General features: G+C 64.8%; 21 protein-coding genes. 13 read left to right on the top strand and 8 right to left on the bottom strand.

Annotation, left to right across the window (positions count from 1 at the left end; genetic code table 11):
- Window positions 1–536: 536 nt before the first annotated feature.
- Window positions 537–935 (bottom strand): MerR family transcriptional regulator, encoded by a 399-nt coding sequence (locus E5675_RS01550; protein ID WP_003046425.1) that lies wholly within the window; start codon window positions 933–935, stop codon window positions 537–539.
- A gap of 170 nt (window positions 936–1,105) precedes the next feature.
- Between E5675_RS01550 and E5675_RS01545 the strand changes: the two genes are divergently transcribed.
- The 7 genes from E5675_RS01545 to E5675_RS01515 all read left to right on the top strand — a co-directional run bounded on the left by E5675_RS01545 (window position 1,106) and on the right by E5675_RS01515 (window position 8,645).
- On the top strand, window positions 1,106–1,837 hold the full coding sequence (locus E5675_RS01545; RefSeq protein WP_049754754.1) for a MauE/DoxX family redox-associated membrane protein: 732 nt from the start codon (window positions 1,106–1,108) through the stop codon (window positions 1,835–1,837).
- Between the two features lie 102 nt (window positions 1,838–1,939).
- Complete coding sequence (locus E5675_RS01540) at window positions 1,940–2,302, top strand: hypothetical protein (RefSeq protein WP_003046437.1); 363 nt, start codon at window positions 1,940–1,942, stop codon at window positions 2,300–2,302.
- Between the two features lie 64 nt (window positions 2,303–2,366).
- Window positions 2,367–2,633, top strand: a complete 267-nt coding sequence (locus E5675_RS01535; protein ID WP_003046439.1) for a hypothetical protein — start codon at window positions 2,367–2,369, stop codon at window positions 2,631–2,633.
- Window positions 2,634–2,699: 66 nt separating this feature from the next.
- Complete coding sequence (locus E5675_RS01530) at window positions 2,700–3,926, top strand: TolC family protein (RefSeq protein ID WP_003046442.1); 1,227 nt, start codon at window positions 2,700–2,702, stop codon at window positions 3,924–3,926.
- Window positions 3,923–5,149 (top strand): efflux RND transporter periplasmic adaptor subunit, encoded by a 1,227-nt coding sequence (locus E5675_RS01525; RefSeq protein ID WP_003046445.1) that lies wholly within the window; start codon window positions 3,923–3,925, stop codon window positions 5,147–5,149. Before E5675_RS01530 ends, E5675_RS01525 begins: the two co-directional genes overlap by 4 nt.
- Window positions 5,146–8,280, top strand: coding sequence for an efflux RND transporter permease subunit (locus tag E5675_RS01520; RefSeq protein WP_136173112.1), 3,135 nt, complete (start codon window positions 5,146–5,148; stop codon window positions 8,278–8,280). The genes E5675_RS01525 and E5675_RS01520 overlap by 4 nt, the downstream gene beginning before the upstream one ends.
- Window positions 8,277–8,645, top strand: a complete 369-nt coding sequence (locus E5675_RS01515) for a copper-binding protein (protein WP_003046451.1) — start codon at window positions 8,277–8,279, stop codon at window positions 8,643–8,645. Before E5675_RS01520 ends, E5675_RS01515 begins: the two co-directional genes overlap by 4 nt.
- An 84-nt stretch (window positions 8,646–8,729) precedes the next feature.
- Here the strand turns inward: E5675_RS01515 and E5675_RS01510 are convergent, their stop codons facing one another.
- On the bottom strand, window positions 8,730–9,131 hold the full coding sequence (locus tag E5675_RS01510) for a helix-turn-helix domain-containing protein (RefSeq protein WP_003046453.1): 402 nt from the start codon (window positions 9,129–9,131) through the stop codon (window positions 8,730–8,732).
- 174 nt (window positions 9,132–9,305) lie between these two features.
- Between E5675_RS01510 and E5675_RS01505 the strand changes: the two genes are divergently transcribed.
- Together E5675_RS01505 and E5675_RS01500 are read left to right on the top strand one after the other, a co-directional pair.
- Window positions 9,306–9,563: a hypothetical protein gene (locus E5675_RS01505; RefSeq protein ID WP_003046455.1), complete on the top strand. Its 258-nt coding sequence runs from the start codon at window positions 9,306–9,308 to the stop codon at window positions 9,561–9,563.
- Window positions 9,556–9,783, top strand: coding sequence for a GDCCVxC domain-containing (seleno)protein (locus tag E5675_RS01500; RefSeq protein WP_081611194.1), 228 nt, complete (start codon window positions 9,556–9,558; stop codon window positions 9,781–9,783). Before E5675_RS01505 ends, E5675_RS01500 begins: the two co-directional genes overlap by 8 nt.
- A gap of 35 nt (window positions 9,784–9,818) precedes the next feature.
- On the opposite strand, the gene E5675_RS01495 is transcribed toward E5675_RS01500, so the two are convergent.
- The gene (locus E5675_RS01495) at window positions 9,819–10,232 is read right to left on the bottom strand and encodes a helix-turn-helix domain-containing protein (RefSeq protein ID WP_003046458.1); all 414 of its coding nucleotides are present in this window, start codon (window positions 10,230–10,232) and stop codon (window positions 9,819–9,821) included.
- A gap of 70 nt (window positions 10,233–10,302) precedes the next feature.
- On the opposite strand from E5675_RS01495, the gene E5675_RS01490 reads away from it, so the two are divergent.
- The 4 genes from E5675_RS01490 to E5675_RS01475 all read left to right on the top strand — a co-directional run bounded on the left by E5675_RS01490 (window position 10,303) and on the right by E5675_RS01475 (window position 14,419).
- Window positions 10,303–10,944, top strand: coding sequence for a cation transporter (locus tag E5675_RS01490; RefSeq protein ID WP_037553278.1), 642 nt, complete (start codon window positions 10,303–10,305; stop codon window positions 10,942–10,944).
- Window positions 10,945–10,949: 5 nt separating this feature from the next.
- Window positions 10,950–12,896 carry a cytochrome c/FTR1 family iron permease gene (locus E5675_RS01485; protein WP_136173111.1) on the top strand — a complete coding sequence of 649 codons (1,947 nt, stop codon included), beginning with the start codon at window positions 10,950–10,952 and terminating at the stop codon, window positions 12,894–12,896.
- Between the two features lie 126 nt (window positions 12,897–13,022).
- The gene (locus tag E5675_RS01480) at window positions 13,023–13,712 is read left to right on the top strand and encodes an AraC family transcriptional regulator (protein ID WP_003046466.1); all 690 of its coding nucleotides are present in this window, start codon (window positions 13,023–13,025) and stop codon (window positions 13,710–13,712) included.
- Window positions 13,713–13,759: 47 nt separating this feature from the next.
- Entirely contained in the window at window positions 13,760–14,419 is a 660-nt protein-coding gene (locus E5675_RS01475; RefSeq protein ID WP_037553277.1) for a class I SAM-dependent methyltransferase, read from the top strand.
- A 27-nt stretch (window positions 14,420–14,446) separates the two neighbouring features.
- Here the strand turns inward: E5675_RS01475 and E5675_RS01470 are convergent, their stop codons facing one another.
- The 5 genes from E5675_RS01470 to E5675_RS01450 all read right to left on the bottom strand — a co-directional run bounded on the left by E5675_RS01470 (window position 14,447) and on the right by E5675_RS01450 (window position 19,694).
- The gene (locus E5675_RS01470) at window positions 14,447–14,752 is read right to left on the bottom strand and encodes a hypothetical protein (RefSeq protein WP_003046472.1); all 306 of its coding nucleotides are present in this window, start codon (window positions 14,750–14,752) and stop codon (window positions 14,447–14,449) included.
- A gap of 191 nt (window positions 14,753–14,943) precedes the next feature.
- The gene (locus E5675_RS01465; RefSeq protein ID WP_003046475.1) at window positions 14,944–15,588 is read right to left on the bottom strand and encodes a thioredoxin domain-containing protein; all 645 of its coding nucleotides are present in this window, start codon (window positions 15,586–15,588) and stop codon (window positions 14,944–14,946) included.
- The gene (locus E5675_RS01460; RefSeq protein ID WP_003046478.1) at window positions 15,585–16,019 is read right to left on the bottom strand and encodes a disulfide bond formation protein B; all 435 of its coding nucleotides are present in this window, start codon (window positions 16,017–16,019) and stop codon (window positions 15,585–15,587) included. Before E5675_RS01460 ends, E5675_RS01465 begins: the two co-directional genes overlap by 4 nt.
- The gene (locus tag E5675_RS01455; protein WP_003046480.1) at window positions 16,016–16,501 is read right to left on the bottom strand and encodes an SRPBCC family protein; all 486 of its coding nucleotides are present in this window, start codon (window positions 16,499–16,501) and stop codon (window positions 16,016–16,018) included. The genes E5675_RS01460 and E5675_RS01455 overlap by 4 nt, the downstream gene beginning before the upstream one ends.
- A gap of 13 nt (window positions 16,502–16,514) precedes the next feature.
- Window positions 16,515–19,694, bottom strand: coding sequence for an efflux RND transporter permease subunit (locus tag E5675_RS01450; protein ID WP_003046483.1), 3,180 nt, complete (start codon window positions 19,692–19,694; stop codon window positions 16,515–16,517).

The raw sequence follows: 19,694 nt of genomic DNA, 5'->3' as shown, positions 1-19,694 counted from the left end.
CGAGTTCAAGCACCCAACATCCCCTACTGACATTGATTACGCACCAGAACGACTCATCCCTCAAAAATGGTTCGGGCGACGTAAAACCATTGGAATTGGGCTCCCCGATTTGTTCAGATCGCCAGGATGAAGTTGATCCGGAACGCCCAAAGGCTCCTACCTTCATCCAGAAGCGGCGCTTTTCGCTTCTGCCCCTCGTCGGAGCCTTGGTCGGCGCCGTGCACGTGACGCAATCGCTCGCTTGACCCTATGGTCAGGTCTTCCCCGTGGAAGCCTATTTGTTCGCTCTGATGCCGGTCCTAGCCGCGGAGATTCGATGGCGCCTGACCCAGGCACTTCGGACGGCCGTCGCAACTCCGGACGCGGCAGCGGCGAGACCTGCGGCTGCGATCCGCGCTAGCCTTCTGCTCGATGTCGCAGCCGGAATTACCATCCCATCGCTTGTAGCCGGGATGCTGGAACCATTTGCGACCGATTGACACCAGTTGGGAGGTGAGACCGGCCGTCAGCACCATCCGCCGCCAAGGCCAGTCGGGCTAGACCTGCTCGAACGCCGCTATGATCGGGCAGTGGAGCGTGTCGGCGGCAGCGCATTGGCGCGACAGGCCCATGAGCGCGCGCCGCGCCGCATCGAGTTCGGCGATCGTCTTTTCGATCGCCGCGATGCGCGCATCGGCCAGTTCGCGCGCTCGCGCGCGATCGCTCGACGCGTCGAGTTCGAGCAGTTCGGCGATCTCGGTGAGCGTAAATCCCGCTGCTTGTGCCGATTTGATGAAGCGCAGACGGCGCAGAACCGCCTCGTCGTAACGCCGGACTCGGCCTTCCGACGGGGCGCTGGCCGACTGAGGCGGAACGGGCAACAGGCCGCGGCGTTGGTAATAGCGGATCGTCTCGACATTGACGCCGCCCTGCCGGGCAAGCTGGCCGATGGTCATGTCACGCAAGGCCTTGACTCCGTACTATGGTACGGAGCCTATATAGCGGGAAGCGATCGGGAATCAAGAAAGGCGAATCGATGAATATGCAGGTTCAGCGCGCGAACGAAAGCGCGCCAGCGCACACTGGTGCGGCGGTTTCGGGCAAGCCGCGGGCGACCATCTATCGCATGGTGATGGAGCAGCATATCTGCCCCTATGGCCTGAAGGCGCTGCATCTGTTGCGCAGCCGCGGCTATGACGTCGAGGATGTCTGGCTGACGACCCGCGAGGAAACCGACGCATTCAAGGCGAAACATGGCGTCGCGACGACGCCGCAGACCTTCATCGAAGGCGAGCGGATCGGCGGTCTTGACGATCTGAGGCGCCATCTCGGTCTGAAAGTCCGCGATCCTAAGGCGCTTACCTATAAGCCCGTCATCGCGCTCTTCTCTATCACCGCGCTGATGGCGCTGGCCGCCAGCCAAGCGGTGTCGGGCACGCCCTTCACAATCCGTGCCGCCGAATGGTTTATCGGGTTCAGCATGGCGTTGCTTGCCTTCCTCAAGCTCCGCGACATCGAGAGCTTCTCGAGCATGTTCCTGAACTATGACTTGCTCGCCAAACGCTGGGTACCCTATGCTACCATCTATCCCTTTGCGGAGGGTCTTGCCGGCATCCTGATGATTTCTGGCGCGCTGAACTGGATATCGATTCCGGTGGCGCTGTTCATCGGGATCATCGGCGCCGTGTCGGTGTTCAAGGCGGTGTATATCGACAAGCGCGAACTCAAATGCGCCTGCGTCGGCGGCGACAGCAATGTGCCGCTGGGTTTCATCTCACTGACCGAAAATCTGATGATGATCGCCATGGCGCTGTGGATGCTGGTCGCGCCCGCCGCCATGACAATGGGCCATTCTTAACGGGTCCGGCGTAACCACGACGGGACAGTCGGCGAACAAGTGAGCGGGATCTCCACCCCGGTTTAGATTGACGCCAAGTTTGACAAGGATCATGCTTCGACCGTGAAACGCTGGCTCACCTTTCTACTTCTTGTCGGAGCCTTACTCGGCCTTCTGGCGCAGGAGACCGCATTCGCCTCGGCGCCCGCGCTCCCGTCGGCCGAGACGGCGTTCGCGGCGGCGATGAGCGACGAATGCGCGGAGATGATGGGGATTAAAAAATCCCAGAAGAGCGCTCCGTGCAAGGGCCTCACGCTCGACTGCATCGCCAAGATGGGCTGCGCGCTACCGCCCGCCGTCGTCTCTCCGGCTACCCCCCTTGCCGAAAAGACATTTGTCGCCGGCTCTTTCGATCCGCTTCCTGTCCGGCGCCTCGCCGGAAGAACATTCGGCCCCGAACCCGACCCGCCCCTATTTCTTGCCTGAATTGCCGACGCGCACCGGCTCGTCCCGGCGCGCGGTTTCACGCTTTTCAATCAAGGAATTCAACATGAAACCGTTTTTTGCCGTTGCCGCGCTCGCGGCAGCAACGCTTGCCGCTCCCGTCCTCGCCCAAGAACCGTCCGGCGGCCATCATGAATGGCAGACCCGCCAGGTGCCAGGGCCGAACAAGTCCAATACCACCTCGCGAGTCCGCGTCTGGGTCAAGGACAAGCCGGGACAGATGGCGCATTGCGACTGCGACATGATGAAGGTGAGTCCGGCGGACTGCATGAAGAATATGTCCGGCGACCAAAGGATGCCCCCGCAAGGGTAACGGTCTTTCTTCCCCGGCGTACAGACGCCGGGGAGGCTTTCGCCCAGTCCACAGCAGGGGGACATCATGCGCCCATATTTTACGGCAGCCTTGCTTGCGCTGCCCTCGGCTCTTCACGCCGAGCCGATGACGCTCGATTCGGCGCTCAGCCGAGCAGCATCGGAGGCACCCGAACTGCAAAGCCGCGAAGCGGGCGTCGACGCCGCCCAATCGGCGGCGATCGCCGCCGACCGGCTGCCCGACCCGAAACTCAATATCGTCCTCCAGGATTTCCCGGTGACCGGACCCGACGCGGGCCGGTTCAATCGCGACGATTTCACGATGCAGGTCATCGGCGTCAGCCAGGATTTTCCGAACCCCGCCAAACGCCGCGCGCGCGCGACCCGCGCGCAGGCCGACATTGGAATCGCCCGCGCCGACGAAGCGGTCACCGCGCAGGACATCAGGCTCGCGACCGCGCTCGCCTGGGTCGATCTCTATTATGCCAAGAAGGAGCTGAAGGAACTCGACCTGCTCGATAGCGGCCTCGAGGACCTTCAATCGACCGTGACGGCGCGGCTTGCCAGCGGTGCGGCGCGCCCGGCGCAGGCGCTCGAACCCGATCAGCTTCGCGCCGCGATCAACGATCGCCGCAGCGCGCTCGCCGCCGAGATCGCCCGCGCCCGCGCGCAGCTCGCCCGCTTCACCGGCGACCCCGCCGCCGACACGCTCGGCGACTTGCCGCCGCAGTCGATCGACGAACAAGGATTGCGCGCCGGCATCGACGCCCTGCCAAAGCTCAGAGCACTCGATGCCCGCGCCCTCGCCGCCGACGCCGAGACCGGTCTCGCACGCGCCGACAAGCGACCCGACTGGAGCGTCAACGCGGCCTATGGGCGCCGCGAGCCCAATTACGGTGATCTCGTCACGGTCGGGGTCACCGTCGACCTGCCCTTCTTCTCGAAAAAGCGGCAGGACCCCAAGATCGCCGCGCGCGCCAGCGAGGCGATGCGCGCCCGGCTCGACCGCGAGGCTGCCAAGCGCGACATCGCGGCAGCGCTCGACGCCGATCTCGCCGATCACCGCATGCATCATGAGCAGCTCGCCAATGCACGTACGCGGCTCGTGCCGCTCGCGAAGAAGCGCGCCGAGCTCGATCTTGCAAGCTACGCCGCCGGAAAGCTCGACCTCGGGACCGCGCTCCTGTCGACTCTCGCGCTTGCCGAGGCCGAAGTCGATGCGCTGGCGCGCGAAGCCGAGGTCGCGCGCGACGCGATCCGGATCAATTATATTTATGGGGAGGCAGGTCGATGACCGATGCAACATCAGCGGCGCGCTGGCGCGTCGCAATCCTGGCCACGGTGCTGATCGCGGGCGGCGGCGGTTATTGGTTGGGACAGAGCGGCAAGAGCGATGCACCAACCGAGACGGCAAGCGGCGGGCGCAAGATCCTCTACTATTATGATCCGATGTTCCCGAACCAGAAGTTCGACAAGCCCGGCAAGTCGCCCTTCATGGACATGCAGCTCGAGCCCAAATATGCCGACGAGGGTGGCGGCGCGGCGCCCGGCGTGTCGATTGACCCGTCGGCGCGTCAGAGCCTCGGCATAAGAGTGGTCGCGGCCGAAATGGGGAGCCTTGCCGCAACCTTCGACGTCAACGGCAGTATCGATTTCAACCAGCGCGATGTCGCGATCGTCCAGGCGCGCTCGGGCGGCTTCGTCGAACGCGTCTATCGCCTCGCGCCTGGCGATGTCATCGGCGCCGGTGCGCCGATCGCCGAATTGCAATTGCCTGAATGGGGCAGCGCCCAGACCGAATATCTGAGCGTCAAGAAGCTCGGCAAACCTGAACTCACGGCGGCCGCGCGGCAGCGGCTGCGGCTGATGGGCATGCCCGAAGGCGTGATCGCCGAGGTCGACCGGAGCGGACGGACCGGCGGCAGACTGACGGTGCGCGCGCCGATCGGCGGCGTGGTCCAGACGCTCAATGCCCGTGCAGGCGTGACTCTCGCCTCGGGGCAGACACTTGCCGAAATCTCGGGACTTGGAACGGTGTGGCTCAATGCCGCGCTCCCCGAAGCGCAGGCCGGACTGGTGAAGATCGGCCAACCTGCCACCGCGAACCTCACCGCCTTTCCCGGCGAGGCTTTTACCGGGCGGGTCGTCGCGATCCTGCCGACCGCAGCGGCGGACAGCCGGACGCTGACAGTGCGCATCGAGCTCGCCAACCGCGGCGGTCGCCTACGCCCCGGCATGTTCGCCGTCGTCGCGCTCGGCGGGGACGCCAAGCCAACGCTGCTGGTGCCAAGCGAAGCGGTGATCCGCACCGGCACGCGCAGCATCGTGATGCTCGAGAAGGGCGACGGACGCTACCATCCCGCCGAAGTGGTCGCCGGACGCGAAGGCGGCGGCAAGACCGAGATATTGCGAGGGCTCGCCCCCGGCGAGAAGGTCGTCGCGTCGGGCCAGTTCCTGCTCGATTCCGAGGCGAGCCTGACCGGTCTCACGGTTCGTCCGCTGGAGCCAGCGCAATGATCGCACGCATTATTCGCGCCTCGGTCGCGGCGCGCGGGCTTGTCGTCGCTTCGGCGCTGATCCTGACCTTGCTCGGGATCGCCGCGGTGCGCACGACTCCGGTCGACGCCCTGCCCGACCTGTCGGACGTCCAGGTCATCGTCCGCACCAGCTATGCGGGACAGGCACCGCGGATCGTCGAGGACCAGGTCACCTATCCGATCACGACGACGATGCTCTCGGTGCCGGGCGCGCGCGTGGTGCGCGGCTACAGCTTCGTCGGCGACAGCTTCGTCTATGTCCTGTTCGACGACGGCACCGATCCCTATTGGGCGCGCAGCCGCGTGCTCGAATATCTGAGCCAGGTGCAAAGCCGTCTCCCCGAGGGCGCGCGCGCGAGCATCGGTCCCGACGCGACCGGGGTTGGCTGGATCTATGAATATGCGCTCGTCGACAAAAGCGGCCGCCACGATCTTGCCGAACTCCGCAGTCTTCAGGACTGGTTCCTCCGCTTCGAGCTTAAATCGGTTCCCGGCGTCGCCGAGGTCGCGAGCATCGGCGGCATGGTGCGCCAGTATCAGATCATCGTCGATCCGCAGAAGCTCGCCGCGTTCGGGGTGACTGCAACCGACGTCGCCGACGCCCTCAAGCGCGCCAACCAGGAAAGCGGCGGCGGCTCCCTAGAACTCGCTGAGGCTGAATATATCGTCCGCGCGAGCGGCTATCTGGAGTCGCTCGACGACTTCCGCGCCGTCCCGATCCGCACCGCCGCGGGCGGACTCCCGGTAACGGTCGGCGATGTCGCGACGGTGCAGATCGGTCCCGACACAAGGCGGGGCATCGCCGAACTCAACGGCGAGGGCGAAGTCGCGGGCGGCGTGATCGTCATGCGCGAGGGCAAGAATGCCCGCGAAGTCATCGACGGCGTGCGCACCAAGCTCGCCGAGCTCAAGCGCAGCCTGCCGCCCGGGGTCGAGATCATCACCACTTATGACCGCTCGGGGTTGATCGACCGCGCGGTCGACAATCTTACCTCGAAGCTCGTCGAAGAGTTCATCATCGTCGGGCTCGTCTGCGCGCTCTTCCTCTGGCACGCGCGCTCGGCACTGGTCGCGATCCTGACGCTGCCGCTCGGCATCCTCATCGCCTTCATCGTGATGCGGCTGCAGGGACTCAACGCCAATATATTGTCGCTCGGCGGCATCGCCATCGCGGTCGGTGCGATGGTCGACGCTGCGGTGGTGATGATCGAAAATGCCCATAAGCATCTCGAACATTGGGAGCGCGATCATCCGGGCGAGGAACTGAAAGGCGCCGAACGCTGGCGCGTCATCACCGACGCCGCCGCCGAGGTTGGGCCCGCCCTCTTCCTCAGCCTCCTCATCATCACCTTCTCCTTCCTCCCCATCTTCACGCTCGAAGGCCAGGAGGGACGGCTCTTCTCGCCGCTCGCCTTCACCAAAACCTATGCGATGGCGGCCGCCGCGATCCTCTCGATCACGCTCATCCCGGTGCTGATGGGCTGGCTGATCCGCGGTAAGATACCCGCCGAACAGAGTAATCCGGTCAACCGCTGGCTGACCCGCATCTATCGCCCGGCACTCGACTGGGTGCTCGAACGGCCGAAAAAAGCGCTCGTGATCGCCGGCCTCGTCTTCGCCACCAGCCTGTGGCCGATGACCCAGATCGGCGGCGAGTTCATGCCGCAGATGCACGAAGGCGACCTCCTTTACATGCCCTCGGCGCTACCCGGCATCTCGGCCGCAAGGGCATCGAGCCTGCTCCAGCAGACGGACCGACTGATCAAGACCGTGCCCGAGGTCGAGAGCGTGTTCGGCAAGGCGGGGCGGGCCGACAGCGCGACCGACCCCGCGCCGCTCGAGATGTTCGAGACGACGATCCGCTTCAAGCCGAAGGACCGTTGGCGCCCCGGCATGACCGAGGAGAAATTGATCGAGGAGCTCGACGCGCGGGTCCGGGTTCCGGGGCTCGCCAATTTCTGGATTCCCCCGATCCGCAATCGCATCGACATGCTTGCGACCGGGATCAAGAGCCCGGTCGGCATCAAGGTCGCGGGCTCGGATCTTGCCGGGATCGATCGCACCGCCAAGCGCATCGAAGCGGTCGTCAAGACCGTACCCGGCGTAGCGTCGGCGCTGGCCGAGCGGCTGACTGGTGGGCGCTATATCGATGTCGACATCGATCGCGCCGCCGCAGCACGCTACGGCCTCAATGTCGCCGACGTGCAAGCGATCGTCTCGGGCGCGATCGGCGGCGAGACGATCGGCCAGACGGTCGAGGGGCTCGCCCGCTATCCGATCAGCGTCCGCTACCCGCGCGAGCTGCGCGACAGTATCGGCGAGCTCGCGAGCCTTCCGGTCCTGACGCCGTCGCGCCAGCAGATCACGCTCGGCACGGTGGCCAGAGTCAAGGTCAGCGACGGGCCGCCGATGCTGCGCAGCGAGAATGGCCGCCCGGTGACCTGGATCTACGTCGACAGCCGCGGCCGCGATTTGCAGGGCCTCGTGCAGGACATCCAGCGGGCGATCGCGCGCGATGTCGATCTGCCGCCCGGCGTCAGCGTTTCCTACACCGGGCAGTTCGAGTTCCTCGTTCGTGCGACCGAGCGGATGAAGGTCGTCGTGCCGGTCACGCTCGCGATCATCTTCCTGCTGCTCTACCTGACCTTCCGCCGCTGGGACGAGGCGCTGCTCATCATGACGACCCTGCCCTTTGCGCTCACCGGCGGGCTCTGGCTCCTCTATCTGCTTGGCTATAACCAGTCGGTCGCGAGCGCGGTCGGGTTCATCGCGCTTGCGGGCGTTGCCGCCGAGTTCGGGGTCGTCATGCTCATCTATCTCAAGCATGCGCTCGCCGATCGCAGCGACGGCCACATATTGGCCGCGGTTCGCGAAGGCGCGCTGCTCCGCGTCCGCCCGAAGGCGATGACCGTTGCGGTTATCCTCGCGGGCCTGTTCCCGATCCTCGTCGGGACCGGCACCGGCTCCGAAGTGATGAGCCGCATCGCCGCGCCGATGATCGGCGGCATGCTCACCGCGCCGCTGCTGTCGATGCTTATCATTCCCGCCGCCTATCTGCTGATGCGAAGGCGTGCGGCTCATCCCGTCCAACCCGAAGGAGAAACGACATGAATAAACTCACTGCGATTACGCTCAGCCTTGCGCTCGGCGCTGGACTTGTCGCCTGCGGCAAGCAAGGCGAAGCACCGAAGACGGAAGAAAAGGCCGCGATGGCCGATGACACAGGGACCATGGCGGCCCCGGCCGAAACGAAGCATGGCAAGGGCACGGCGACCGTGACCGCGATCGATACGGCAAAAGGCCAGGTCACGCTCGATCATGGCGCGATCGCCGAACTCGAATGGCCGCCGATGACGATGGGTTTTGCGGCGAAACCCGAGCTGCTGAAGGACATCAAGGTCGGCGACAAGGTCGCGTTCGAGCTCAATTGGGACGGCAAGGCCGGGACGATCACCAAGCTCGACAAGGCGCCGTAACGCGCCGCCATTGCGCGCGGTGGCCCTAGTTGCCGCGCGCAATGGCTGCTTTGGGGCGCTGGCGGAAGACGGCTGTACTCGAACCTAGTCGGACAGCGCCTCCAGAAGCGGGCAGCCCCCGGCATCGCCGGCGCCGCACGCCTCGACAAGATCGCCCAAGACAGCGGCCATCCGGTCGAGGTCGGCGCGCTTGGCGAGGACGTCGGCAAGCTGGCTCTCGGCCATATGGCGCGCCTGATCGCAGCTATGGCCGCCGCCTTCGGCAAGAAGGAGCAAAGTCCGGACCGTATCGAGGGGAAACCCCAGTTCGCGCGCGCGGCGCACAAATGCAAGGCGCCGCACACCAGCTGAATCATAACGGCGAAATCGCCCGTACCGGACCGGCGCGGGCAGAATGCCGATGCGCTCATAATAGCGGATCGTCTCGATATTGCAGCCGGTAAGCCGAGAAAGCTCGCCGATGGGGATGGTGCTTGAGGGGGCCATTGCGATTCCGCTTGCATCTGTAGTCACTACAGATGGTAGACTTGCCGCTACCGCGAAACAAGGAGTTTGAATTTGGCTGGAGATGCAAGGCGTCCAAAAGGATTTGGGGCCATTTCGCTGGCGCTTGGCGGGATCGCATCGGGCTTTCTCGCAGCCACCTGCTGCGCCCTCCCCATGCTGCTGGCCTCGGCGGGGCTCGGGTCCGCCTGGCTCGTCGGCATAGCGGTCCCGGCCGCGCCCTACCGGCTCTGGTTCGTCGCATTCGGCGCAATTTCGCTCGTCGCCGGTGGCGTCCTGCTGGCGCGCCAGCAGATGCGCGCGGCGCGCTGCGGCGCCGATGGCCTGTGCGTGCCCGCGTCGCTGCGCTTTGTGACCCTGATCGGACTGCTCCTCGCCGCCGTCCTCCTCTGGCTCGGCTATCGCTATGCTTGATCCCTCGCCGGTCCTGCAATCGACGCTGACGTGTCCGCTCTGCGGTCAAATCGCCGACGAAATCATGCCCACCGATGCGTGTCAGTATTTCTACGACTGCAAGGGATGCGGCGCGCTGCTCAAGCCGCTGCCAGGAGACTGCTGTGTCTTCTGTTCCTATGGCACGGTACCCTGCCCGCCAATACAGGTTGACGGCGGCAAGGGCAGTTGCTGCGGCTGAGCCGCAAGCCGCCGACAGTCCCGATAGCGCGGCGGCTAGGCATTTCCGGCGGCGATGGCCTCGATGACCCGGCAATCCGACACCGGCCCGCCATCGCAGAGCTGGACGATACGGGCAAGTTCAGCACGGAGCCGCGCCATCCGTTCCAGCTTTTCATCGACATCGAGCAGGTGACGCGCCGCAACTGCGCGGATTTCGGCGCAGTCCTGCCCCGGCCCCAAGGCCAGCGCCGTCAACGACCGGATTTCATCGATCGAAAAGCCGAGGCCGCGGGCATTGCGGATGAATGCGAGGCGCCCGACATCCTCATCCCCGTAGGTGCGCCGGCCAGAGGCTGTGCGCGCTGCGCAAGGCAGCAATCCGATATCCTCATAGAAGCGGATCGTGTTTACCTTGGTGCCGGTGCGTTTCGCCAGGCCGCCGATCGGTAGCCGCGTGTCGCGCGCCATCTCCCTTCCTCTCAGTCTCGTTTCGATTTCAGCTTGCTTCTACAGTTACTGTAGAATGTAGAACAGGGGAATGAGCAACGACAGCAATTGCGGCTGCACGGGCGACACCGTCAGGGCCGAACGCGATCCCGCCTATCGAAGGGCCTTGTGGATCGTCGTAATTCTCAATCTCGGCTTCGGCGCGATCGAGATCGTCGGCGGGTTCATCGCCAACAGCCAGGCGCTGAAAGCCGACTCGCTCGACTTTATCGGCGACGGCACGATCACGTTGGCCGGCCTCGTCGCGATAGGCTGGACTGCGCTCGCCCGCACGCGTATCGCCTTAGCCCAAGGCCTGTTCCTGCTGTCGCTTGGCATAGGGGTCATCGGCGTCGCGCTGTGGCGTGCCCTGACCGCGGTTCCGCCCGAAGCCGAGCTGATGGGCGGCATCGGCGCCGCCGCCCTCCTCGTCAACCTCACCTCGGCCGCGGTCCTCTCGCGGTTCCGCGAAGGCGACGCCAATGTCCGGGCGGTGTGGCTGTTCAGCCGCAACGACGCGATCGCCAATGTGGCGGTGATCATCGCCGCCGGCCTCGTCGCATGGACCGGGCAAGCCTGGCCCGACCTTGCAGTCGCCGCCATCATTGCCACGCTTTTCCTGCATTCGGCCTATGAGATTCTACGCAGCGCGCGGACCGAATTGCGCGAACTGTCGACTGTGCCCGGACAATAGGGCCAATGCCCCCCGCCCGCCGCTTTCTCTCTCTGCTGATCGCGCTCGCTGCAATCTGCGGCCTCGTCGTGCCGACGGCACAGGCCCGCACTGATGCCGGCGAAGTCCAGACCATCTGGCGCCTGCTGGACTATGTTGCGGTCGACTATGGTGGAGCGGTCTCGAATGGCGCGGTGACGAGCACGGTCGAATATGCCGAGATGACCGAGTTTTCCGCCACCGTTCGCAAGGGGATCGAAGCGCTTCCGGTATCCCCGGCGCGGGCTCGCCTTGTCAGTGAAGCGGGACAACTCCAGACGGCGATCGCATCGAAGGCGGACCCCGGCAAGGTGGCTGGCCAGGCGCGCGGACTCGCGGCGGACCTCCTCGCCGCCTACCCTGTGCCCCTCGCGCCGCGCAACGCTCCAGATCCCCGGCGCGGAGCCCAAGTCTATCTGGAAAATTGCGCCAGCTGTCACGGCGCGCGCGGCGATGGCAATGGACCTCAGGCCAAGGGGCTCGACCCGGCACCTATCGATTTCACCGACGCCGGACGCGCTCGCAAGCGCAGTCTGTTCGCGCTCTATCAGGTGATAGGACAGGGGCTCGAAGGCACGTCCATGCCCAGTTTTGCCCATTTGCCCTCCGACGACCGCTGGGCGGTAGCAGCCTATGCCGGTGGATTTGCCTTTCGCGACGTCGCAGCCGGCCGGCGTGTCTGGAACCAGACCCCTGCGGCGCGCGAACTGGTCCCCGACCTGCAAGCCTTCACGAGTCTCAGCCCGGAAGTGCTTGGTCGTGGGCTGGGATCGGAGCAGGCCGACGCGCTTACCGCCTATTTGCGCTCAGATCCCCAAGCATTGACAACCGCTTCGCCCGCGACGCTTGCGGTTGCCCGTGACAAATTGGCGCAAAGCCTTGCCGCGTACCGCAAGGGAAATCGGAGCGAGGCAGAGCGTCTCGCGCTGTCCGCCTATCTCGACGGTTTCGAACCGATTGAGCCGATCCTGACGACGCGCGATTCCGCCCTTATGGCGCAAATCGAATCCGCGATGTCCGATTATCGCGTGTCCATCGCGCGAGGTGTGCCGGTCGATGCGGTCGCGGGTAAAGCCGCCGCAGTCGAAACCCTTTTCGCCGATGCCGAAGCTGCACTGTCTCCCGATGCAGCCAGCGACGCATCGACCTTTGTCGGGGCGCTTACCATCTTGCTGCGCGAGGGTCTCGAAGCGCTTCTGATCATCGTGGCGATGATCGCTTTCTTACGAAAGGCCGAACGGCCTGAGGTCCTACCCTATGTCCATGGCGGCTGGATCGCAGCCCTGACAGCCGGCGGCGCAACCTGGGCAGTCGCGACCTATGCAATCTCGATCAGCGGAGCGAACCGCGAGTTGACAGAGGGATTTGGCTCGCTTTTCGCCGCAGTCGTTCTCGTCTGGGTCGGCATCTGGATGCACGGAAAGTCACATGCGGAGAGCTGGCAGCGCTATATTCGCGAAGCGATGGGCAAAGCGCTTTCACGTCGCTCGGCCTGGTTCCTGTTCGGGCTCGCTTTCCTCGTGGTCTATCGGGAAGTCTTTGAGACCATCCTGTTTTTCGCAGCTCTCGCCGCGCAAGGAAGCCGCAGCGCGATCGCCGCCGGAGCCGGAACCGCAGTGGTGATCCTGGCAGCAATCGCATGGGTCATGCTTCGTTACAGCCGGGTCCTGCCGATCGGAAGATTTTTCGCTTACAGCTCTTCGCTCATCGCTATCCTCGCGGTTGTCCTGGCCGGCAAGGGCGCGGGCGCGCTACAGGAAGCCGGCCTCCTCGGCATCACCCCGCTAGCTCATTTTCCCCGCTTCCCGGCGATGGGGATATTTCCTTCGCTCGAACCGTTGTTGCTCCAGCTTCTCGCGCTTGCAATCCTCTGGATCGGCTATCGTTACAACAGTCGGCAACATCGCCGCATCGAGACAGCGCCCGGTCGATGAGGGGAATCATCACGGGGTCGGCGCACTCCTCCTTGGCCGTAAGACGGCTTCCGAAAAGAGCCTCCGAGCCAGAGTGCTTACCCGGCGCCCGTTACGCACACGAGTTAGGCCTGCTATTGCGACCCGATGCCCGAAACGTCCAACTGGAACGGCCGACTTAGCCTCGGCGACTATCATGCTCTCTGGTCGGGTTCGGTTGGCGATGCCGCCGCGCACCGCCATTTTGCGGCGCAGGCAGTGTTTTGTGCCGAGCCGCTTACCGTGGTCGATGCTGATGGCGCGCGCCTGTCGGGGCGTTGCTTGCTCATCGAACCCGATACCGTGCACCGGCTGCTCCCCGCGCCCACGGCTGAATTATGGTTCGTCGAGCCGACAGTGGTCTTCGGTCCGCCGGTAGATCTGAAAGACCGGCTGATCTGCTCCGATCCGATTCATGTCGCGCTGCCGGGACAGCGGTCCTTCTGGAAAAACTGGCTCACGCGAGGCGCCCGACCCCCGCTCGATCCGCGCATCACCCGCGCCGCCGCCTCGATTGACCGCCTGATCCCCATGGGCTCTGTCCGTCTCGCGGCTGTGGCGGAGGAGAGCCGCCTTTCGCTCGGCCGCTTCCGGCATCTCTTTGCCGCCGAGATCGGCATGCCCTTCCAGCGCTTTGTGCTCTGGCGAAGGTTGATTATCGCCTTCGACGAATTGGGAATGCGCCGCAGCGCGACCGAGGCCGCACACATGGCAGGGTTCAGCGACAGCGCGCATTTCGCCCGCACGATCAAGGCGATGTTCGGTATCCGGGCAAGCGACCTTTTCATCGAATCATAGCCTCTCCGTTCAAGCCGGTGCGTGATCGCGCCTGGTAGAGGCGCATCATGTCAGACGCACACAGAGACTTCGTCCCGGCACTCGGCAAGAGCGGATCGCTCGACCGCTACGATGCCGCCATAGCCCTCATGACCAGAGAGAAAAGATGGCGAAGCGACTTGCTGCGCTTCGCCGAACCGCGGCCGGGCGAGCGGATCGTCGATATCGGGTGCGGCACGGGAACCTTTGCGATCGCCCTCAAGCAGGCGGCGCCGGAGAGCATCGTTCTGGCGGTCGATCCCGACCCCGCCGTGCTGGAAATCGCGCGCGCCAAGGCTGAGGTTGCCGATGCCGAGATTCGATGGTTCGAGGCTATGGGCGACGAGCTGGACGGCATCGACGCACTCCGGCAATGCGACAAGATCGTATCGAGCCTGGTCCTTCACCAGTGCCCGATGGCCGTTAAGGAAGCGATTGCCGCGCAGATGTTCAGGCTCCTGAGGCCGGGCGGGACCCTTTTCATAGCCGACTATGGCGAGCAGCGCTCGCTGCTGATGCGCATGCTTTTTCGACAGATCCAGCTGCTCGACGGGTTCGAATATACCGAACCCAACGCTAAGGGCTGCGTCCCGGTGATCCTTAAAGCCGCGGGTTTCGAGGCGGTCGAAGAGATGAGAGTCATCCCGACGCCGACCGGCTCGATTTCAATCTATGGGGCGAAGCGGTAGTTTCTCGCCCGGCCCGCGCGGTCGCGGCTAGCCGCGCCAGTGACGCCCGCGGTGATGGTGGTGCATCCGGCGCTTCTGATAGCGCCGCTCGTAGCGGTCCCGCCGTTCATAGCGGCGATCATGGCCGCGGTAGTAGGGATCGTAGCCACGATAGCCACGATCATAGCCATAATTGGGCACGCCGTGGCGTGAGGAACGATAGTCGCGGTCATGACCACGTGGCGCGTCATGTCCGCGGCTATATCCCCCGCGATCGCCATGGTGCTGGGCAAGCGCTGTTCCGGGGAGCGCGAAGGCGAGCATCGCGGCCGCGATCGTCATCAGTTTTCGCATGTCAGTCTCTCCTTTTCGTGGCGTTCAAAATCCCCCTTCATGTTTGAATGCGCTGTGAATATTGGCTCCGATGCTGCCGATCGGACGGTGACCCGGCGTCTCCATGCGACAGGCCGATGGCGGGAGAGACAGTATCGCGCCGCATGGTGGGCACCCGTCCCGCGTGGACGAAGCGGGACGGGTGCGGGCCCTCATTTGCCCTTTGCCGCTACCGCGGCCTGGACTCGGGCCTCGACCTGTTCGGGGCTCGGCTGGACGAGCATCTCGCCATTGACGAAGAAGGTCGGCGTGCCCCGGACGCCGACCGCACGCGCGTCGGCGATGTCCTGCTCCATCCAGGCCATCGCATCGGTTGTCGGCATCGCGCGCGCCTTCGCGACATTGAGGCCGGCCTTCTCGGCGGCCGCCCAGGCACCGTCCATCTTGCCGTCGTGCCATTCGGGCTGCGCTTCGAGCAGGGCGGCCGTCACCGGCTCGAGCTTGCCCTGGACGCGGGCGGCTTCGAGGATCACGATCGCCTCGGCCGAGCCGGGGTGCAGCGGCAGGTAGCGCATAACGAGACGCACATCCTTGGGATATTTGGCAACGATGCCCTTCACCGTGGGATAGAAGGCGCGGCAGGCCTCGCACGACGGGTCGAAAAATTCGACGATGGTGACCGGGGCATTTTTCGGTCCGATGATCGGCGAATGCGGGCGAATGAGGCTGTCGACGGGCCCCGCCACGACCTTCTTCGTGGGTTCGCCCTCGGCGGTTCCGCTGTAGAGCATCGCGCCGCCGGTGAAAGCGAGTGCGGAAACGACAAGCGTGGCCACCACTCCGATGCGTTTGTTCATGATTTCAGTCTCCTTTGGAAGTTGAGCAAGAGGGTGAGGATGAGCGCGAACGCGGTCAGCGACGGGAGGGGCAGCGGCACGCCTCCGATTGCCATGCTCTCTCCCGAGCATGATGGACCGCCGGTGCAGGGGACGATCGGGGCCGGAATGACGCCGACGTAGAGCAGGCTATGATAGAAAGCGACGAGACCACCGCCCGCAGCCAGCGCCAGCCCATAAGGAACGATGGCGCGGTCCGACCTGAACGCCGCGATGCCGAGAATGATCGCAAGCGGGAACATGAAGCTACGCTGGAACCAGCAGAGGTCGCACGGCGCCTGGCCCATGACCTCGCCGACGAAGAGGACGGCCAGGCTCGACAGGAGGGCGATTGCCCAGGCCGCGCCGAGCGGACGCCATTTGTGCGGCGCGAGCAGCGGAAAGCTCGTCATCGCCGGCCACCTTTGAACTTGGACTTGGGCCGTCGCGGCGGCGGTGGCGGCTTGCTGTATTTGGACTTGAGGTAGCTGAGCAGGATGCCGTCGATCGACGCGATCATTCGCTGGAAGCTGGTCTTGATGCCGGGAAGCCGGAGCCAGGCAAAGGGCCCGCGGCAACGATAGCGGTGAACGAACTTCGTCCCGCTCGCCGTCGGCGTCAGGATATAACTCTCCTCGAACTGGAGGATGAAGCTCGGCTTGACGTCGAGTATCAGCTCCTCGCCCGGGCGCGCGGAGAGCACCGCCGCGGAGACTTCGAGAAACTTGGGCTTGTGCGGATCCATGCGCATCGAATAGCGGATCGCGATCGGGTCCTCGGCAAGCTGCTCGATCCGGACATAGGGATTCCAGATCCGGTGGTTCTCGAAATCGCCGAGGACCGCCCATATCTGCTCCGGACTATAGGGGAGGTCATGCTCCCGCTCGAACTCCATCAGCTTAACTCCTCTATCGATCGGCCGCCGGGCTTTGCCCCGCGCCGATGTCGGTGACGCCCGCAGGCGATGGGTCGGCGTGCGCGCCGCCCGTCGTGAACCAGCGGCGCAAGCGCGGGACCATCCGGCGTTCGAAGCCCGCCGCGAGGCTGAAGGACGCCGGCACGATCAGCAGTGTCAGCATCGTCGACAGGATGAGCCCGCCGATCACCGTGACCGCCATCGGCGCGCGCCATGCGCCGTCGCCGGTGAGCGACAGCGCGGTCGGGATCATGCCCGCGACCATCGCGACCGTGGTCATCAGGATCGGCTGCGCGCGCTTGTGTCCGGCGTCGACAATCGCCTCGTCGCGCGGCACCCCCGACGCCATTTCCTCGATCGCGAAGTCGACGAGAAGGATGCTGTTCTTGCCGACGATACCGAGCAGCATCAGCACGCCGATGAACACGGGAAGCGAGAGCGGATAGCCCGTCAGCAGCAACGCGACCGCCCCGCCGAGCGGGGCGAGCAGAAGCGAGCCCATGTTGACGAAGGGCGGGATGATCTTGCGATAGAGTAGGATCAGCACAGCGAGCACGAGAAAAATCCCCGATACGACCGCGATCGCGAAGTTGCGCAGCATCTCGGCCTGCCACTTGGCGCTCCCGAGTACCAGCCGCGTGACCCCGGCGGGCAGCGCCTTGAGCGCCGGCAGCGCCTCGACCTTGTCCATCGCCTGACCGGTCACGAGACCCGGAGCCAGGTCGGCCCCGATGGTGAGCTGGCGCACCTGGTTGGTCCGATTGATCTGGGTCGGGCCGGCGCCGAAGCCGATCTCGGCCACAACCGAGAGCGGCACCGTTCCCCCGTTCCGGGTCGGAACAGGCATATTGCGCAGCGTATCGAGCCGCTCGCGCGCGGTTTCCGCAAGCGCGACGCGAACGGGGATTTGCCGGTCGGACAGCGAGAATTTCGCGCTATTCTGGTCGATCTCGCCCAATGTCGCGACGCGGATCGACTGGCTGAGCGCCTGCGTCGTCACGCCGAGCTGCGCCGCGAGCGCGAAGCGCGGGCGAATGACGATCTCGGGGCGCTGAAGATTGCCCTCGACACGCGGCGACCGGATTTCCTTCACGCGGGCCATCTCGGCAAGCAGCCGGTTGCCGACATCTTCGAGCTTCTTCGGGTCGTCGCTGCCGAGCGTGATCGAGATGTCGCGGCTGCTGCCGCCGCCGCCGCCATGCTGCGACTGGAAGTTGATTCGGGCATCGGGAACCTGCGCTAGCCGCGGCGCGCGGTCCTTTTCGAACTCGGTCGAGGTCAGCTCGCGGTCCTTGCGCAATTTCAGATAGACCGTCGCCGTGCCGACATCGATCCGCGACAGGGCGGATTCGACGAGCGGGTCGCGCTTCATGAGATCGGTCACCTCGTCGGCCACTGCCTCGGTCTGTTCGAGCGTTGCGCCCGGGGCGAGCTGGATGGCCACGCGGCTCGTGTCGGAATCGATCGACGGCTGGAAGGTCATCGGGAGCAGCGAGAAGCTGAAAATGGTCGCAAAGAGCGCCAGCACACCGATGCCGACCACCCAGACGCGATGGTCCTTGATGTAACCGAGCCATTTCCAGCGCCCGCCGCGCGCACGCGCGGCAGCGGCCCCGCTGGTGTCGAGGCTCCAGCGCAAGATGCGCATATAGGTGTCGATCAGCGGGCCCTCGCCATGCTTTTGCGGACCCTGCGCAGAGAGAAAATAGGCGGCGAGCATGGGTGTGATCATGCGCGCGACCGCGAGGCTCATCAGCACCGCGGCCACGACCGTCAGTCCGAAATTCTTGAAATATTGCCCGGCGACGCCCGGCATCAGCCCGACCGGCAGGAACACCGCGACGATCGTCATGGTTGTCGCGAGCACCGCGAGGCCGATCTCGTCGGCCGCATCGATCGAGGCCTGATAGGCCGATTTGCCCATCCGCATGTGGCGCACGATATTCTCGATCTCGACGATCGCATCGTCGACCAGCACGCCGGCAACGAGGCTGAGCGCGAGCAAGGTCATCATGTTGAGCGAGAAGCCCATGAGGTCCATGAACAGGAAGGTCGGGACCGCCGACAGCGGGATGGCGAGCGCCGAGATCAACGTCGCCCGCCAGTCGCGCAAGAAAAGGAAGACGACGACGACCGCGAGGATCGCGCCCTCGACCATCGCATTGATCGCCGAATGATATTGGCCTTTGGTATATTCGATATCGCTGAACAGCTCGGTGAATTTGACCTTGGGGTTTTCCTTCTCGAGTTTTCGCAGCTCCTCGACCGCAGCGTCATAGACGGTCACATCCGAGGCGCCCTTGGCGCGCTCGAAGCCGAAGGTCAGCACCTGCCGCCCGTCCTGCTTCGAGACCGAGCGCTGCTCGGCGTAGAGATCCTTGACCTCGGCGATATCGGCGAGGCGCACGGTCCGGTTCGTCCCGACCGAGATTAGCGTCTCGCCGAGCGCGTTGGCGCTGCTCGCGTTCCCGAGGATACGCACCGCCTGCTCGGAGCCCGCGACCTCCATCCGGCCGCCGGCCGCATTGACATTGAGCTGGACGAGCTGGGTGTTCACCGCGGCGGCGGTAAGGCCGTAGGCGCGCATGCGTTCGGGGTTGAGGATGACGCGGATTTCGCGGCTGACGCCGCCCCGGCGATAGGCGTCGCCCATGCCGGGGACCGCGATCAGCCGCTTCGCGACGACATTGTCGACATACCAGCTCAATTCCTCGAGCGTCATATCGGTGGCCGAAGCCGACCAATAGGCAAGCGTGTTGCCCGAGGTAGAGAGGCGGATAACCTGCGGTTCGAGGATGCCGTTCGGCAGGTTGCTGCGGATCTGGGTGATCTTGTCGCGAATGTCAGTCACCGCCCGGTCGATCGGCGTGCCGATCGCGAACTGGACGAAGGTCTGCGACTGGCCTTCGGTAACCGTCGAATTGAGCTCGTCGATCCCCTCGATCGTCCGCACCGCCGCCTCGACACGCTGCGTGACCTGCGTTTCGAGTTCGGTGGGCGCGGCGCCCGGCTGGGCGATGATGACGATGGCGCCCGGAAAATCGATGTCGGGATCGCTCTGGACCCCCATCATGAGGAAGGAGACGATGCCCGCCACCGTCAGACCGAAGAACATGACGAGCGGCGGGATCGGGTTCCGGATGGACCAGGCCGAGATATTCTTGAAGTTCAT

The organism is Sphingopyxis sp. PAMC25046, assembly GCF_004795895.1.
In the GTDB taxonomy this organism is placed as follows: Bacteria; Pseudomonadota; Alphaproteobacteria; order Sphingomonadales; family Sphingomonadaceae; genus Sphingopyxis.
Note: the sequence above shows the minus strand (reverse complement) of the source record. Positions and strands in the feature narration are given on the sequence as shown.

Coding starts and splice junctions, on each gene's coding strand:
- E5675_RS01550 (WP_003046425.1), bottom strand. CDS start 935: ATGACCATCGGCCAGCTTGCCCGGCAGGGCGGCGTCAATGTCGAGACG.
- E5675_RS01545 (WP_049754754.1), top strand. CDS start 1,106: ATGGTGATGGAGCAGCATATCTGCCCCTATGGCCTGAAGGCGCTGCAT.
- E5675_RS01535 (WP_003046439.1), top strand. CDS start 2,367: ATGAAACCGTTTTTTGCCGTTGCCGCGCTCGCGGCAGCAACGCTTGCC.
- E5675_RS01530 (WP_003046442.1), top strand. CDS start 2,700: ATGCGCCCATATTTTACGGCAGCCTTGCTTGCGCTGCCCTCGGCTCTT.
- E5675_RS01525 (WP_003046445.1), top strand. CDS start 3,923: ATGACCGATGCAACATCAGCGGCGCGCTGGCGCGTCGCAATCCTGGCC.
- E5675_RS01520 (WP_136173112.1), top strand. CDS start 5,146: ATGATCGCACGCATTATTCGCGCCTCGGTCGCGGCGCGCGGGCTTGTC.
- E5675_RS01515 (WP_003046451.1), top strand. CDS start 8,277: ATGAATAAACTCACTGCGATTACGCTCAGCCTTGCGCTCGGCGCTGGA.
- E5675_RS01510 (WP_003046453.1), bottom strand. CDS start 9,131: ATGGCCCCCTCAAGCACCATCCCCATCGGCGAGCTTTCTCGGCTTACC.
- E5675_RS01505 (WP_003046455.1), top strand. CDS start 9,306: ATGCTGCTGGCCTCGGCGGGGCTCGGGTCCGCCTGGCTCGTCGGCATA.
- E5675_RS01500 (WP_081611194.1), top strand. CDS start 9,556: ATGCTTGATCCCTCGCCGGTCCTGCAATCGACGCTGACGTGTCCGCTC.
- E5675_RS01495 (WP_003046458.1), bottom strand. CDS start 10,232: ATGGCGCGCGACACGCGGCTACCGATCGGCGGCCTGGCGAAACGCACC.
- E5675_RS01490 (WP_037553278.1), top strand. CDS start 10,303: ATGAGCAACGACAGCAATTGCGGCTGCACGGGCGACACCGTCAGGGCC.
- E5675_RS01485 (WP_136173111.1), top strand. CDS start 10,950: ATGCCCCCCGCCCGCCGCTTTCTCTCTCTGCTGATCGCGCTCGCTGCA.
- E5675_RS01480 (WP_003046466.1), top strand. CDS start 13,023: ATGCCCGAAACGTCCAACTGGAACGGCCGACTTAGCCTCGGCGACTAT.
- E5675_RS01475 (WP_037553277.1), top strand. CDS start 13,760: ATGTCAGACGCACACAGAGACTTCGTCCCGGCACTCGGCAAGAGCGGA.
- E5675_RS01470 (WP_003046472.1), bottom strand. CDS start 14,752: ATGCGAAAACTGATGACGATCGCGGCCGCGATGCTCGCCTTCGCGCTC.
- E5675_RS01465 (WP_003046475.1), bottom strand. CDS start 15,588: ATGAACAAACGCATCGGAGTGGTGGCCACGCTTGTCGTTTCCGCACTC.
- E5675_RS01460 (WP_003046478.1), bottom strand. CDS start 16,019: ATGACGAGCTTTCCGCTGCTCGCGCCGCACAAATGGCGTCCGCTCGGC.
- E5675_RS01455 (WP_003046480.1), bottom strand. CDS start 16,501: ATGGAGTTCGAGCGGGAGCATGACCTCCCCTATAGTCCGGAGCAGATA.
- E5675_RS01450 (WP_003046483.1), bottom strand. CDS start 19,694: ATGAACTTCAAGAATATCTCGGCCTGGTCCATCCGGAACCCGATCCCG.